Origin of the sequence: Tenacibaculum sp. SSH1-16 (assembly GCF_040104435.1) — a bacterium.
GTDB lineage: Bacteria > Bacteroidota > Bacteroidia > Flavobacteriales > Flavobacteriaceae > Polaribacter > Polaribacter mesophilus.
Genome location: NZ_JBECOV010000002.1, coordinates 116,744 through 131,253, shown reverse-complemented (window position 1 = coordinate 131,253; position 14,510 = coordinate 116,744). Strand labels below are relative to the sequence as shown.

The 14,510-nt window shown below is 31.8% G+C and carries 16 protein-coding genes; 11 read left to right on the top strand and 5 right to left on the bottom strand.

All coding sequences use genetic code 11. The features are described 5' to 3' along the window. The 3 genes from ABMY20_RS03245 to mce are packed head-to-tail and all read right to left on the bottom strand — an operon-like array spanning position 1 to position 1,592. A complete protein-coding gene (locus ABMY20_RS03245) occupies positions 1-243 on the bottom strand; it encodes a DUF3098 domain-containing protein (protein WP_047789969.1) in 243 nt (80 codons plus the stop codon). Between the two features lie 7 nt (positions 244-250). Continuing rightward, positions 251-1,129: a permease-like cell division protein FtsX gene (locus ABMY20_RS03240; RefSeq protein WP_073182105.1), complete on the bottom strand. Its 879-nt coding sequence runs from the start codon at positions 1,127-1,129 to the stop codon at positions 251-253. 58 nt (positions 1,130-1,187) lie between these two features. Further along, entirely contained in the window at positions 1,188-1,592 is a 405-nt protein-coding gene (gene mce / locus ABMY20_RS03235; protein ID WP_125065953.1) for a methylmalonyl-CoA epimerase, read from the bottom strand. 234 nt (positions 1,593-1,826) lie between these two features. Here mce and ABMY20_RS03230 point away from each other — a divergent pair, with 234 nt between their 5' ends. From ABMY20_RS03230 to ABMY20_RS03205, 6 genes are all read left to right on the top strand, one after another. Continuing rightward, entirely contained in the window at positions 1,827-2,519 is a 693-nt protein-coding gene (locus tag ABMY20_RS03230) for a hypothetical protein (protein WP_349264634.1), read from the top strand. A gap of 291 nt (positions 2,520-2,810) precedes the next feature. Beyond that, positions 2,811-3,149: a hypothetical protein gene (locus ABMY20_RS03225; protein WP_349264633.1), complete on the top strand. Its 339-nt coding sequence runs from the start codon at positions 2,811-2,813 to the stop codon at positions 3,147-3,149. Between the two features lie 2 nt (positions 3,150-3,151). Continuing rightward, entirely contained in the window at positions 3,152-3,871 is a 720-nt protein-coding gene (locus ABMY20_RS03220) for an ATP-binding protein (protein WP_349264632.1), read from the top strand. Positions 3,872-3,923: 52 nt separating this feature from the next. Beyond that, a complete protein-coding gene (locus tag ABMY20_RS03215) occupies positions 3,924-4,571 on the top strand; it encodes a response regulator transcription factor (RefSeq protein ID WP_082118668.1) in 648 nt (215 codons plus the stop codon). 21 nt (positions 4,572-4,592) lie between these two features. Then, positions 4,593-4,988, top strand: coding sequence for a 30S ribosome-binding factor RbfA (gene rbfA / locus ABMY20_RS03210; protein ID WP_047789979.1), 396 nt, complete (start codon positions 4,593-4,595; stop codon positions 4,986-4,988). 38 nt (positions 4,989-5,026) lie between these two features. After that, positions 5,027-6,229 (top strand): ABC transporter permease, encoded by a 1,203-nt coding sequence (locus tag ABMY20_RS03205; protein ID WP_167712975.1) that lies wholly within the window; start codon positions 5,027-5,029, stop codon positions 6,227-6,229. An 8-nt stretch (positions 6,230-6,237) separates the two neighbouring features. Here ABMY20_RS03205 and dusB read toward each other — a convergent pair whose 3' ends face one another. Further along, positions 6,238-7,239: a tRNA dihydrouridine synthase DusB gene (dusB, locus tag ABMY20_RS03200; protein ID WP_047789981.1), complete on the bottom strand. Its 1,002-nt coding sequence runs from the start codon at positions 7,237-7,239 to the stop codon at positions 6,238-6,240. Positions 7,240-7,304: 65 nt separating this feature from the next. On the opposite strand from dusB, the gene ABMY20_RS03195 reads away from it, so the two are divergent. The 3 genes from ABMY20_RS03195 to lepA all read left to right on the top strand — a co-directional run bounded on the left by ABMY20_RS03195 (position 7,305) and on the right by lepA (position 11,601). Further along, positions 7,305-8,057 carry a prolipoprotein diacylglyceryl transferase family protein gene (locus ABMY20_RS03195; protein WP_349264631.1) on the top strand — a complete coding sequence of 251 codons (753 nt, stop codon included), beginning with the start codon at positions 7,305-7,307 and terminating at the stop codon, positions 8,055-8,057. Beyond that, positions 8,038-9,429 (top strand): radical SAM protein, encoded by a 1,392-nt coding sequence (locus tag ABMY20_RS03190; protein WP_349264630.1) that lies wholly within the window; start codon positions 8,038-8,040, stop codon positions 9,427-9,429. The genes ABMY20_RS03195 and ABMY20_RS03190 overlap by 20 nt, the downstream gene beginning before the upstream one ends. 375 nt (positions 9,430-9,804) lie before the next feature. Beyond that, complete coding sequence (gene lepA / locus ABMY20_RS03185; RefSeq protein ID WP_047789984.1) at positions 9,805-11,601, top strand: translation elongation factor 4; 1,797 nt, start codon at positions 9,805-9,807, stop codon at positions 11,599-11,601. A gap of 112 nt (positions 11,602-11,713) precedes the next feature. Here lepA and ABMY20_RS03180 read toward each other — a convergent pair whose 3' ends face one another. After that, positions 11,714-12,412 carry a zinc metallopeptidase gene (locus tag ABMY20_RS03180; protein WP_047789985.1) on the bottom strand — a complete coding sequence of 233 codons (699 nt, stop codon included), beginning with the start codon at positions 12,410-12,412 and terminating at the stop codon, positions 11,714-11,716. A gap of 94 nt (positions 12,413-12,506) precedes the next feature. Here ABMY20_RS03180 and ABMY20_RS03175 point away from each other — a divergent pair, with 94 nt between their 5' ends. Both ABMY20_RS03175 and ABMY20_RS03170 read left to right on the top strand, forming a co-directional pair. Then, entirely contained in the window at positions 12,507-13,538 is a 1,032-nt protein-coding gene (locus tag ABMY20_RS03175) for an asparaginase (RefSeq protein ID WP_047789986.1), read from the top strand. Positions 13,539-13,791: 253 nt separating this feature from the next. After that, positions 13,792-14,505, top strand: coding sequence for a MotA/TolQ/ExbB proton channel family protein (locus ABMY20_RS03170; protein ID WP_047789987.1), 714 nt, complete (start codon positions 13,792-13,794; stop codon positions 14,503-14,505). Positions 14,506-14,510 lie beyond the last annotated feature (5 nt).

Below are 14,510 nucleotides of genomic sequence, written 5' to 3'. Positions count from 1 at the left end.
TTATTTTTTAGGATTGGCAAAAATAGCATAAATTTCTATACCCAATCCGATAATTACCAAGGTAGGAGCTAAACGAATTCTACGCCAACTATATATTTCTGGATTGAACACATTAGGATCATCACTACCGCCACCTGCCATTAAAATAAATCCTAAGGCAATTACAGCGATACCAATAAGCATAATGATATAATTTCGTTTACCGAATAGAAATTCTTGTTTTGGTGAATTGTCTTTTTTCATAAATATTTTAGTAATACAAATCGTTAGTTTGTAAATTTAAGAATCGTTGTGTAGCAAAGAAGGTACTAATCCATGTAATAAAAAATGCAACCAATATAACTCCACCAGCTACATAACCTAATGCAACGTAATCTGTGAGTAATTCTAATGTAGGTATGTATTTATCTACATAATAAATTAAAATACCTAACCCGCTTATTGCTATAAAAGCTCCTAGTAATCCTAGTTTTATACTTTGCCAAATAAAAGGTTTACGAATAAAGCTTTTTGTAGCACCTACCATTTGCATGGTTTTTATATTGAATCGTTTTGAATAAATCGATAATCGGATAGAACTGTTTATTAAAATAATAGCAACCAACCCGAAAAAACCACTTAATACTAAGAGCCAAAAACTAATACGTTGAATATTTTTGGTAAGTAATTGTACTAACGGTTTGTCGTAACTTACTTCGTCTACAAACTTGTTTTTATCAAAAGATTTTTCAAGCTCACTCATTTTTTCAGGAGTCACAAAATCTGCTTTTAGATAAATGTCTATTCCATTTTTTAAGGGATTATCTCCCAAAAATTGTAAAAAATCTTCACCTAAATCTTTTTTATACTCTTTGGCGGCGTCTTCTTTAGAAATATAAACTACCTTATTAACAAATTCTTCTTTTTTAATAGACTCTTTAAGACTTTTAATATTTTTATCAGCAACTTCATCTTTTAAGAAAAGTGTCATAACTACTTTTTCCTTAAAATGATTTGCAACTTTTGTTGATTTTAAAAGAACTAAGCCTAAAACACCAATCATAAAAAGTACAAGTGCAATACTTACTACTACTGATATGTATGAAGATTGTAATCGGCGTTTTTGAAAAGAATCAAAAGAGGTTGTCATTAGTAAATACTGATTTTAAGGCGTTGCAAGATACAAATATTTAATTTTTAAATACTTCCTATTCTTCTATCTCTTGGCATAACTCAATAAGTACACCATTGGTAGTTTTAGGATGTAAAAAAGCTACTAGTTTATTATCAGCTCCTTTTTTAGGAGTTTCATTCAAAACTGTAAAACCTTCACCTTGTAAACGTTTAATTTCTTCTTTTATGTTATCAACAGCAAAAGCAATGTGATGAATTCCTTCTCCCTTTTTTTCTATAAACTTGGCTATAGGGCTGTCAGGTTTCGTAGCTTCTAATAATTCAATTTTATTAGGTCCTGATTTAAAGAATGAAGTTTTTACACCTTCGCTAGCAACTTCTTCAATTTTATAATGTGATTCTCCAAAAAGAGAAGCAAATAATGAGTTAGATTTTTCTAAATCTTTAACGGCTATGCCAATATGTTCAATTTTGTTCATAAGGTAAAAGTAATAAAAAGTCTTCTTAAAAGCTTCATAAAAAAACAAGAGTATATGCCATGAAAAATGAATAGTTAAAACATTTGTAGAGGTAAGGGGTTTTTCCTGTTTGTGGGTTGTAGAAGGTGAAGTAACCAGTTGATAACTCAGGTTTTAAAAGGTTTCTGCACGATTCTATTTTTTTTATTAAGAAATAAGCCTTTATATTTAGAAAATCAAAAAATCAATTTTATTATGAAAAACACTAACCGACTTAAATTATTATTGTTAACTCTTGTAATGAGTTTTGCTATTTCATGTGATAAGATAAATGGCAATAAATGCGATTGTGATGATTGGCAGTCTCAAGTACCAGAAGGTACTTTTTGTTATTCTGATGAAGGAAGAACAAAAGAAATGCTAAACTACAAGGAAGTTATTCAAATGCTATCAAGTTATGATAGAACAAGAATAGCCCCGCTAGAAGAAGCTTTAGGGTATGAAGATACACGTGCAAACACATTTGATTTTGTACAGTTCAAAAAGTACTTGGGACATGTAGAAAATTTGAGTAAAAAAGCAAAAATTAAAATTACGGGGATTAGTTTTATCTCTACAGCTAAAGAAAATCATAATGATACTGGAAAAAACTATAGTAGCTTAATTTATATTCCTACAACTACAGTTAATGGAGAACAAATAGCTTTTGACCCTGTACAATCTGCAAAACAAGGAAAATTAGTAACATTTAAAGAAATGCTAGAAAAGCATGGGTATAAATGGATATACAATACAAGAGAAGAGTTTGAGAAGGGGAAGAGAGATGATTACAATTATAGATTCAAAACTGTGAGAGAAAATAAAGCAGGATTTATGTTTGCTTCACCTTTAGATGAAGAATTATTAAGCGGAGCAGGTAACCGTTCAAATTTAGTACCTCCATATTAAGATTGTTTAATGATGCAAGTATTGGATATTCCTATATCTTTATATTCACAATTATTAGTAGCACTTTTAAGTTGCTTTTTCCTAGTAAATAGGAGGACAACTTTTATGAAGTTACTAACACTATTTTTAGTGGTGACATTTTTTGTGGAATTGATAGGGTTATATCTTAGTCTTGTAAAGAAACCTAATTTCTGGATTTATTATTTTCATGCCTTTTTTGAGTGTTTTATAATTTTCTTCCTGTACAGGAACCTTCTAAAGGAAAGAAAATATCTTAAGATATCATATCTATTGCTAAGTTTTTTTATTGTTTTTTGGGTAGCTGCCTTTTTTGATAAAGACTATATACATTATACAGGGATAGTAGGGTCTCTAAACGTAGGAGTCATGGTTTTCTTATTTTTAAGAGAATTATTATTATCTAATGAAATTGTAAATTATAAAAAGTTGTTACCTTTTTGGGTGTCAGTTGGTTTTCTTGTTTTTCATTTACCAGCTATTCCCTTTTTTAGTTTTTGGAGCTATATGAAAAACAGAGATTTGTTACCAATTTTATACTCTTTAATTGTTTTAATGAACATTATTATATCCTTTGGGTTATTATGGAGCAGCAGGAGGGTAGAATATTAATAGTGACTACGATAGTAATTGTTATCATTATTGTTTTTTTGATAACATTATTTACGGTGTTTCAACGTCGTAAGAATAAATTGTTACAAGAAAGGGATAAAAATAAAAAACGTTACGAACGTGAAATTGCTGAAACTCAAATAGAAATAAGAGAAGAGACTTTAAGAAATATTAGTTGGGAGTTGCATGATAATATAGGTCAACTCCTAACTTTAGCAAAAATACAATTACAACATGCCTCTCCTGACAATATGGGAGAAATCTCAGAAATTATAGCAAAAAGTTTAACAGAAGTAAGAGCCTTATCAAAAATAATTAATCCTGATTTTATTAATAATATAAAATTAAGAAAAGCTTTAGAATTAGAGATTGAACGATTCAATAGATTGAATTATATCGAAGCAAGTTTAAGAGTAATAGGAGAAGAAATAGAAATAAATCAAAAGCATGGAATAGTAATTTTTAGAATCCTTCAAGAGTTTTTTTCTAATACTATAAAGCATTCTAAAGCATCTAAATTAGATGTGTTTTTGAGTTATAAAGAAGATTCAATAGAGGTAAAAGCTCAAGATAATGGAGTAGGCTTTGATATGGAAAGAGCTAGATTTAAAGGCTTAGGATTGCAGAATATAAAAGCAAGAGCAAAACTAATTAATGCGGAAACAAAGTTTATGTCAGAGCCCCAAAAAGGTACAGGTTTAATAATAAATTACTATATTTAAAGAACTTTAGTGTATTTCCCCAACAACTAATAACGAAATATAACCCACAAAAATTATGAAATACTCAGTTGTTGTTGTAGATGATCATACGTTATTATCACAAGCTATTGAAGGTATGGTAAATACTTTTGATAAATTCAAGGTGCTTTACACTTGCAAAAATGGTAAAGAAGTTGAAGAAAAGTTTTTGGCATCACCTAAAAATATACCAGATTTAGTTTTAGTGGATGTTAATATGCCTGTGATGAACGGTATTGAAACTACAGAGTGGATAGTGAATAACTACCCACAAGTACATGTTATGGCATTGTCTGTAGAGGACGCTGACGGCACTATTTTAAAAATGTTAAAAGCTGGTGCTGTAGGGTACTTGCTAAAAGATACTAAGAAAGAAATTTTAGAGAAAGCGTTGTTAGAAATGATGGACAACGGATTTTATCATACCAGAAATGTTACCACGTTATTGTTAGATTCCGTTTCAGGAAAGAACTCACGAAATAACCTAGCGTTTAAGGATAATGAAATAACTTTTATGAAGCTAGCATGCTCGGAATTAACATACAAAGAGATTGCTGAAAAAATGTTTTTAAGTCCAAAAACTATAGACGGTTATCGAGATAGTCTATTTACAAAGTTAAATGTAAGAAATAGAGTGGGCTTGGTTATGTATGCCATAAAAAATAAAATTTACACTCCGTAATTTTATGCTTAAATTTGCAGCATGGAAGAAACAAATAGACAGCGAAAAATAGCAGGAGTGTTGCAACAGGATTTGGTAGACGTTTTACAACGTGCTGCTCAAGATGGAATGAAGGGAGTGATTATATCGGTTTCTAAAGTTTCGGTTACTGCCGATTTGGGAGTAGCAAAAGTATACTTAAGTGTATTCCCTTCAGAAAAAAGAGATGAAATTATTGAAGGAGTAAAATCTAATACACCTTTAATTCGTCATGAATTAGCACAACGAACAAAAAATCAATTACGAAGAATGCCAGAATTGTTGTTCTTTGGAGATGATAGTTTGGATTATATTGAGGATATTGATAAGTCTTTAAAAGGAGAAGATGTAGACCCAATAAAAAATCCAGATGTTCTGCCTCGTCGTCAAAAACGTTAATAATTTTTGTTATTTTGGCTAGCTAAATTTATTAATGCTTGAACTTTCCTTTATACATAGCTAAGAGATACTTATTTTCTAAAACAAGTACTAATGCAATAAATATAATCACAGCAATAGCTGTTTTTGGTGTTGTAGTTGGTACCTTGGCTTTGTTTGTTGTATTATCTGGTTTCTCAGGATTAAAAACGTTTAGTGATTCATTACTTAATGCTTCTGATCCCGATATAAAAATTACCGCATCTAAAGGAAAGACTTTCCTGTACTCTCAAAAAATAGATAGTATTTTACAGCAAAACAAAGAGATAGAAGCTGCATCAAAAGTAGTGGAAGAACGTGTTTTTTTAAAGTATAAAAACAAAGAGCACATAGCTCAAATTAAAGGAGTAGATTCTAATTATCCAAGAATTATTCCTACTGATTCTTTGCTGACAGTAGGTACTTGGATTGACGAAGAGTATAAAAATACGGCGGTAGTTGGGTATGGAATATCGTATAAACTATCACTGGGTATTTTTAATTTTGGGGAAGCACTTCAAATTTTAGTGCCTAAACCAGGAAAAGGATTTATCAATGCTAATAATGCTTTTCGATCTGTTTCTACACAAATAGTAGGAGTATATACAGGTGCGGAAGAATTTCAGAACAAATATGTGTTTACTGAAACTTCACTTGCTCAAGAATTGTTAGGATACGACGATAATCAAATTACGGGTGTTGAACTTCGCTTAAAAGAAGGGGTAAATCTTGATACATTCCAAAATAACTTACAAAATGTTTTAGGAGATGAATTAAAAGTGCAAACCCGCGCACAGTTAAATACGTTATATTATAAAGTGATTAATACCGAAAACTTCATTTCGTATTTAATCTTTACGTTAATTGTTGCTATAGCTTTGTTTAATGTGATAGGGTCAATTATCATGATGATTATCGATAAACGTCAAAACCTAAAAACGCTGTTTAATTTAGGAAGTAGTATAAACAATATAAAAAAGATATTCGTACTGCAAGGTTTCTTACTAACACTTGTAGGAATGACAATAGGAATTGCTTTAGGTGTTATCATTGTAATAATACAACAACGTTTTGAGTTGCTAATGATTACACAAAATCTAGCATACCCAGTAGAGTTTAAGTGGATAAACTTATTGGTAGTGGTTGTTACAATTTCAGCTTTAGGATATTTAGCAGCAAAAATTGCAAGTTCAAGGATTTCAAAAAGTTTTATTGAACGATAAGTTTTTATTTACCCTATTTCAGGAATCGTTGCATTTCCAAACTTAGCTTGTACTTCGTCAAAAGCTGCAAAAACATCTTTAGGATCGTCAGAAGTAACCATTTTCATTCTGTGTTCTTTAAAATGTGGAATTCCCTTAAAATAGTTTGTATAGTGTCTTCTTGTTTCTACAACACCTAAATGTTCACCTTTCCAGTCAATAGACATTTCTAAGTGACGACGAGCCATGTCAACACGTTCAGAAATTGTTGGTTTAGATAAATGTTCGCCAGTTTTAAAATAATGTTTTACCTCATTAAAAAACCAAGGATATCCAATAGAAGCACGACCAATCATACAACCATCTAATCCGTATTTGTCACGCATTTCCATGGCTTTTTCAGGAGAATCAACATCTCCATTTCCAAACACAGGAATATGCATTCTTGGGTTGTTTTTTACTTCAGCAATTGGAGCCCAGTCAGCATTACCCTTGTACATTTGAGCACGCGTACGCCCATGAATAGAGATTGCTTTACAGCCAACATCTTGCAAACGTTCGGCAACTTCAACAATTCGAATAGAATCATGGTCCCAACCCAAACGAGTTTTTACAGTAATAGGTAAGTTGGTGTGTTTAACCATTGCTTCGGTAAGTTTTACCATCAAGTCAATATCCTTTAAAATTCCAGCCCCAGCTCCTTTAGAAACTACTTTTTTTACTGGGCAACCGAAATTGATATCAATAATATCTGGATTCGTTTTTTCAACAATCTCAACTGAACGTAACATAGAATCTAAATTTGCGCCAAAAATTTGAATCCCCACGGGGCGCTCCTTTTCGTAAATATCTAGCTTCATTACACTCTTTGCTGCATCGCGAATCAATCCTTCCGAAGAAATAAATTCAGTATACACCACATCAGCACCGTTTTCTTTACATAAAGCTCTAAACGGTGGATCACTCACATCTTCCATTGGTGCTAATAACAGCGGGAAATCAGGAAGTTCTATGTTACCTATTTTTATCATGCTGCAAAGTTACTTTTTTTTGAGTAATTATGTATATTTCGCTTTTTAACTCACAAACTTTTTTATTGAAACTTCCTTTTGAGCCTATTTTGTTCGGTTACACGATTAATATTCATCTTGTTTTAGAATATTTAGCATTTTTTTTAGCTTTTCGTTATTATGTTTTCTTGCGTAAGAAAAAAGAAGACGATATTTCTTCTCAGAATAGGTTGTCAATTATTTTAGGAGCTGCAGCTGGAGCTTTAATTGGTTCTCGATTGGTGGGAATGTTAGAAAATCCTTTAGTCACTTTTTCTACAGAAAACATAATTCAAATTTTGAATACAAAAACAATTATGGGAGGCTTGTTTGGTGGCTTGTTAGGTGTTGAAATTGCGAAAAAAATAATAGGAGAAACAAAATCGTCGGGTGATTTGTTTGTGCTCCCAATAATTGTAGGAATTTTTATAGGAAGGATAGGATGTTTTCTTTGTGGAATTAATGAATTTACTTATGGAAGAGAAACTGCTTCTTTCTTGGGTATGGATTTAGGGGATGGAGTATTAAGGCACCCAGTTGCATTATATGAGCTTGTGTTTTTAGTAGGGTTATTCATCAGTTTAAAATACCTAAAGAAAGAATACATTTTACAATCAGGAGAACTTTTTAAGTTTTTTATGTTAGCTTATTTTGGTTTTCGCTTTTGTATAGAGTTTTTAAAACCCAATACTTTTTTAATTTTTGGTTTAAGCACTATTCAAATACTATGTATAGTTTGTTATGTATATTACACAAAATTTATAATTCTAAAAATAAAAAATGCCAGAAAGAAAATATAACTACTACGATTTTACATTGAGTTTATGTCCTGAATGTTTAAAAAGAGTAGATGCCAAAATTGTATTTGAAGACGACAAGGTTTATATGCTTAAGCGTTGTAGAGAACATGGAAGTTCAAAGGTGTTAATAGCAGATGATGTTGAATATTATAAAAATATCAGAAACTATAACAAACCTAGTGAAATGCCCTATACGTTTAATACAAAAACAGATTATGGATGTCCTTATGATTGCGGATTATGTCCAGATCATGAACAGCATTCTTGTTTAACCGTTGTTGAGGTTACCGATAGATGTAATTTAACTTGCCCTACTTGCTATGCAGGTTCATCACCTACGTATGGACGCCATCGAACACTAGAAGAAGTAAAAGCGATGTTAGATGCTGTGGTGAAAAATGAAAAAGAACCTGATGTAGTACAAATCAGTGGAGGAGAGCCAACGATACACCCTCAATTTTGGGAAATTTTAGACTATGCAAAATCACTTCCTATCCGACATTTAATGTTGAATACTAACGGGATTAAAGTAGCGAAAGACGTTGCTTTTGCTGAACGATTGAAAACCTATACACCCGATTTTGAAATTTACTTACAGTTTGATTCCTTTGAAGATAGTGTGTTGAGAGAGTTGAGAGGAGCAAACTTGAATGAAATTCGCAGACAAGCAATCGAAAACTTGAATAGGTTAAATCTATCAACAACTTTAGTAGTTACGCTTCAAAAAGGATTAAATGACCATGAAATAGGCAAAGTAATTGATTATGCCTTGCAACAAAAGTGTGTGAGAGGGGTTACGTTTCAACCAACACAAATAGCAGGAAGGTTAGAAAGTTTCAACCCTGAAACAGATAGAATGACGCTTACAGAAGTCAGAAGAAAAATAATGGAACAAACAGATGTTTTCAACGCTGACGATTTAATTCCAGTGCCTTGTAATCCTGATGCTTTGGTAATGGGATATGCTCTAAAATTGGGAGGAGAAGTGTTTCCGTTAACTAGATATATTAATCCCAATGATTTGTTAGATAATAGTAAAAACACCATTATTTATGAGCAAGATGAAGCGCTACACGGAAAAATGATAGAGTTATTTAGTACGGGGAATTCTGTTGAAGTGGCAGAAGAAAATTTAAAATCAATAATGTGTTGTTTACCAAATATTGATGCGCCAGAGTTAGGGTACGATAATTTATTTAGAGTTATAATCATGCAGTTTATTGATGCTTATAATTTTGATGTACGAGCGGTAAAAAAATCATGCGTGCATATAGTAGACAAAGACAATAAAATTATTCCTTTTGAGACAATGAATCTCTTTTATAGAGATGATAAAAAAGAATATTTAGAAAAGTTAAGACAAGAAATATAAGAAAAAGGATATGGTATTTTTAGAAGTAGGCGATCTTTCAGGTTTATTCGTAATTATAGGTTTAATTATGTTTGGTCCACCCGTGTTACTAGCTGTTATTGGAGTATCTATTAGAAAAAAAAGTAAAACAGCCTCAAAAATATTTTATATACTAGCTGTTTTGTATCTGATAATCGGATTAGGTATATGTGGTAGTATGCTTACCTAAATAAGAGTATAATTTTCGCTATTTATTTTGTTTGTAGTAGCCTGCAAATAAAGTATCTTTGCAAATTACAAGTAGTTAGAATTACGACGAATGAATCCATTCTAGATATTGAGCTAATAAAAGTTTATGTTACATATTTAGAAATGGCTTGAGAAACTTTACATTGAATGAAGAACATTAGAAATTTTTGCATAATTGCACATATTGATCATGGTAAAAGTACCCTTGCAGATAGATTATTAGATTATACAGGGTCGGTTACTGAGCGTGAAAAACAAAATCAGTTACTTGATAACATGGATTTAGAACGTGAACGTGGAATTACCATTAAATCACACGCTATTCAGATGGATTATGTTTATGAAGGTGAAGATTATATATTAAACCTAATTGACACTCCAGGTCACGTAGATTTTTCTTATGAAGTTTCTCGTTCTATTGCAGCATGTGAAGGAGCATTGCTAATTGTAGATGCGGCACAAAGTATACAAGCACAAACTATTTCTAACTTATACCTAGCGTTAGAAAATGATTTGGAAATTATTCCAGTATTAAATAAAGTAGATTTACCTTCAGCAAACCCAGAGGAAGTAACAGATGATATTGTTGATTTATTAGGGTGTGAGCCAGAAGATGTAATTCACGCAAGTGGAAAAACAGGTTTTGGAGTAGATAATATTTTAAAGGCAATTATTGAAAAAATTCCTGCACCGAGTGGAAATCCCGATGCACCTTTAAAAGCATTGATTTTCGATTCAGTATACAATTCGTATCGTGGAATTGAAACCTACTTTAGAGTAATTGATGGTTCTATTAAAAAGAATCAACAAATAAAGTTTATGGCTACAGGTAGACAGTATGGAGCCGATGAAGTAGGAACTTTAAAACTAAGCCAAGTTGTAAAAAACGAAATAAAAACAGGTGATGTAGGGTATTTAATTACAGGAATTAAAGCAGCGAAGGAAGTAAAAGTAGGAGATACTATTACCGATTTTGCCAATCCAACTACTGATAGAATTGAAGGATTTGAAGATGTAAAACCAATGGTATTCGCAGGAATTTACCCTGTAGATACTGAAGATTACGAGGAACTACGTGCTTCAATGGAAAAGCTACAATTAAATGATGCTTCCTTAGTTTTTCAACCAGAAAGTTCAGCAGCACTTGGTTTTGGTTTCCGATGTGGATTCTTAGGAATGTTACACATGGAAATTATTCAAGAGCGTCTAGAACGTGAATTTAATATGACGGTAATTACTACGGTTCCTAACGTAAGTTACCATGCATTCACGAAGAAAAACCCTGATGAGGTTATTATAGTGAATAACCCATCAGATTTACCAGATCCATCAAAGTTAGATAGGGTAGAAGAACCATTTATCAAAGCTTCAATTATTACAAAGGCCGATTTTGTAGGACAAGTAATGTCGCTTTGTATTGAAAAACGCGGACAAATTGTAAATCAAACTTATTTAACTCCAGAGCGAGTGGAGTTAATTTTTGATATGCCGTTGGCAGAAATCGTTTTTGATTTTTACGATAGATTAAAAACAGTATCTAAAGGATATGCGTCGTTCGATTATCATCCAATAGGAATGCAAAAGTCAAAGTTAGTTCGTGTAGATATGTTACTTAATGGACAAATAGTTGATGCGCTTTCAGCTCTATTACACGATAGTAATGCGTATTCAATAGGAAAACGTATTTGTGAAAAGTTAAAAGAACTGATTCCAAGACAACAATTTGATATTCCTATTCAAGCAGCAATTGGAGCAAAAATTATTGCTCGTGAAACTGTAAAAGCTTTACGTAAAGATGTAACTGCAAAATGTTATGGAGGAGATATTTCTCGTAAACGTAAATTATTAGAGAAGCAGAAAAAAGGTAAAAAACGTATGCGTCAAGTAGGAAATGTAGAAATTCCACAGCAAGCGTTTATGGCAGTGTTGAAGTTGAATGACTAGTTTTTTTGAAATTAGAATAGATAAACAAGAACATATAAAAAACCCGTTTTGATGAAATCAAAACGGTTTTTTTATATTAGATTATCAAATTTCCAAATTGTTACATTGAATTTTAATCCCTATTTCCTAAAACTTGCAAAGCCCAATACAATAGCATTGCTAAAGAACCTAGAGCAGCTACTAAATACGTTCTTGCAGCCCATTTTAAAGCGTCTTTAGATCCAGCTAGTTCCTCACGAGTAACCATATTTTTATTTTCTAACCAAGCTAAGGCTCTATTACTCGCATCATACTCAACAGGTAAGGTAACAAAGCTAAAAACAGTACCTAAAGCCATAAATGCTAAACCAGCTAAAGCAATATAAAAACCAATACCTGTACTACCAGAAGCAGCACCAAAAGCAATACCACCAATTACCATCCATTGAGAAAAACGAGAAGTGATACTTACCATAGGTACTAGTTTAGATCGCATTTGTAAATATTGATAAGCTCTAGCATGCTGTACAGCATGCCCTACCTCGTGAGCAGCAACAGCAGCTGCGGCAGCATTTCGTTGGTTGTACACAGCTTCACTCAAGTTTACAGTTTTGTTTTGAGGGTTGTAATGATCGGTTAACATACCTGGTGTAGAAATTACCTGAACATCGTAAATACCGTGATCAGCTAGCATTTTTTGTGCAATTTCAGCACCACTCATCCCGTTTCGTAAATGAACTTGAGAGTATTTTTTAAACTTTCTTTTTAACGTATTACTCACTAACCAACTGAAAAGAGATATAATACCAATTAGAATATAAAATCCTATCATAATCTATATAGTTTTAAAATTTTGTATCATTTTTGTTGGTTAAATTTACAACATAAATTATTCCAAATTATTAACGGTATAAAAAAATGTCAAAATGGCAAATCAACCTAAAATTTTAATAGTTTACACAGGCGGAACTATTGGTATGGTTAAAGACTATAATACGGGAGCGTTAAAAGCATTTGATTTTAGTCAAATCTCAAGTAAAATTCCAGAATTACAGCAGCTTAATTGCGAAATTAATACAATATCGTTTGATGAACCAATTGATTCATCAAACATGAGTGTACATTATTATATACAAATAGCAGATATAATCTCCGATAATTATGACAAGTTTGACGGATTTGTAGTGCTAACGGGCTCAGACACCATGTCGTATACATCGTCTACAATAAGCTTTATGTTTGAAAATTTACAAAAGCCTGTGATTTTTACGGGATCACAATTGCCTATTGGAGATTTACGTACAGATGCTAAAGAAAATTTAATTACATCTATACAAGTAGCATCAGCCTATGAAAATGGCAAACCAGTAATTCAAGAAGTAGGATTATATTTTGAATATAAATTATATAGAGCAAACAGAACTACAAAAATAAATGCTGAACAATTCGAAGCATTTGCTTCTATGAACTATCCTCCCTTAGCAGAAAGTGGTGTGCATTTAAATTTTAATTACCCATTATTACTCAAACCTCGGGGAGATCAAAAAGAATTAATAGTAAGAAAGAATTTAGATAATCATGTAGCTATTTTAAAGTTATTCCCTGGTATAACAGAGTCTGTAGTGAGAAGTTTTATGAATATTCCAGATTTAAAAGGAATTATTTTAGAGACCTATGGATCAGGAAATGCACCAACTGAAAAATGGTTTGTTGATTTATTAGAAGAATCAGTAAGTAAAGGGATTTACATTGTTAATGTAACGCAATGCAAAGGAGGAAGTGTAATTTTAGGGCACTACGAAACAAGTTCAGAATTAAAACGTATTGGTATCGTTGACGGTAAGGATATTACAACCGAAACAGCCATTGCTAAAATGATGTATTTGTTGGGAGAAAAGCTTTCAAAAGAAGAATTTACGCATTATTTTCAAATACCTCTTAGAGGAGAAATGGTTTAGTTTGTAAATAAATCGTTAATTTTGTGTATGTAACTGCTTGAAATACTATAGAAAAGAGTTAAAAAGGGGTAGATTAATAGAAATACTATAGTTTTTTTTTAATGTACCAACATTTTTTTGTTACTTGCCACTCTGTAAAATTAAAAGCGTAATAAGTACAAGTGAAGAATTACTTATTTTGTAAAAAAATAAGATATTCATAGTAAAATTTGTATTTTTAACCCGTTAACTATTTAAAATTAATTATAACAAAATGAAAAAAGTAGTAAATATCCTAACTGTTACAGGATTTATGTTTTTAGGAGCTATTCAATCAACTTATGCTCAAGAAGCTGAGAAAACTTTTCACCAAGAGTTAAAGCAACGTTTTATTGAAGGAGACCCTAAGTTTATGGGAATTGTATTGGTAGCCTTAATTTTAGGTTTAGCTATTGCAATTGAAAGAATTATTTATTTAAATATGGCTACAACAAATACTAAAAAATTAGTAGCAAGCGTTGACGAAGCATTAAGTTCAGGAGGTGTAGAAGCTGCTAAAGAAGTATGTAGAAATACAAAGGGTCCTGTTGCCTCTATCTTTTACCAAGGTTTAGAAAGAGCTGATGAAGGGTTAGAAGCTGCTGAAAAAGCTGTAGTAGGATACGGTGGAGTACAAATGGGATTATTAGAGAAAAATGTTTCTTGGTTATCTTTATTTATCGCATTAGCACCGATGTTAGGGTTTATGGGGACTGTAATTGGTATGATTGATGCATTTGATAGAATTGCTGTAGCAAACGATATCTCTCCAGCGGTAGTAGCAGGTGGTATTAAGATTGCATTATTAACAACAGTATTTGGTCTTATCGTAGCGATTATTTTACAAATTTTCTATAACTACATTATTTCGAAAATTGATAGTATCGTTAACAACATGGAAGATGCATCTATCTCTTTAATCGATTTATTAGCTAAGTATAAAAAATAATCAAT

Excerpts from the sequence above, each read along its gene's own strand:
- ABMY20_RS03230 (WP_349264634.1), top strand. The coding sequence starts at position 1,827 with ATGAAAAACACTAACCGACTTAAATTATTATTGTTAACTCTTGTAATG.
- lepA (WP_047789984.1), top strand. The coding sequence starts at position 9,805 with ATGAAGAACATTAGAAATTTTTGCATAATTGCACATATTGATCATGGT.
- ABMY20_RS03245 (WP_047789969.1), bottom strand. The coding sequence starts at position 243 with ATGAAAAAAGACAATTCACCAAAACAAGAATTTCTATTCGGTAAACGA.
- mce (WP_125065953.1), bottom strand. The coding sequence starts at position 1,592 with ATGAACAAAATTGAACATATTGGCATAGCCGTTAAAGATTTAGAAAAA.
- ABMY20_RS03175 (WP_047789986.1), top strand. The coding sequence starts at position 12,507 with ATGGCAAATCAACCTAAAATTTTAATAGTTTACACAGGCGGAACTATT.
- ABMY20_RS03170 (WP_047789987.1), top strand. The coding sequence starts at position 13,792 with ATGAAAAAAGTAGTAAATATCCTAACTGTTACAGGATTTATGTTTTTA.
- dusB (WP_047789981.1), bottom strand. The coding sequence starts at position 7,239 with ATGATAAAAATAGGTAACATAGAACTTCCTGATTTCCCGCTGTTATTA.
- ABMY20_RS03190 (WP_349264630.1), top strand. The coding sequence starts at position 8,038 with ATGCCAGAAAGAAAATATAACTACTACGATTTTACATTGAGTTTATGT.
- rbfA (WP_047789979.1), top strand. The coding sequence starts at position 4,593 with ATGGAAGAAACAAATAGACAGCGAAAAATAGCAGGAGTGTTGCAACAG.
- ABMY20_RS03180 (WP_047789985.1), bottom strand. The coding sequence starts at position 12,412 with ATGATAGGATTTTATATTCTAATTGGTATTATATCTCTTTTCAGTTGG.
- ABMY20_RS03240 (WP_073182105.1), bottom strand. The coding sequence starts at position 1,129 with ATGACAACCTCTTTTGATTCTTTTCAAAAACGCCGATTACAATCTTCA.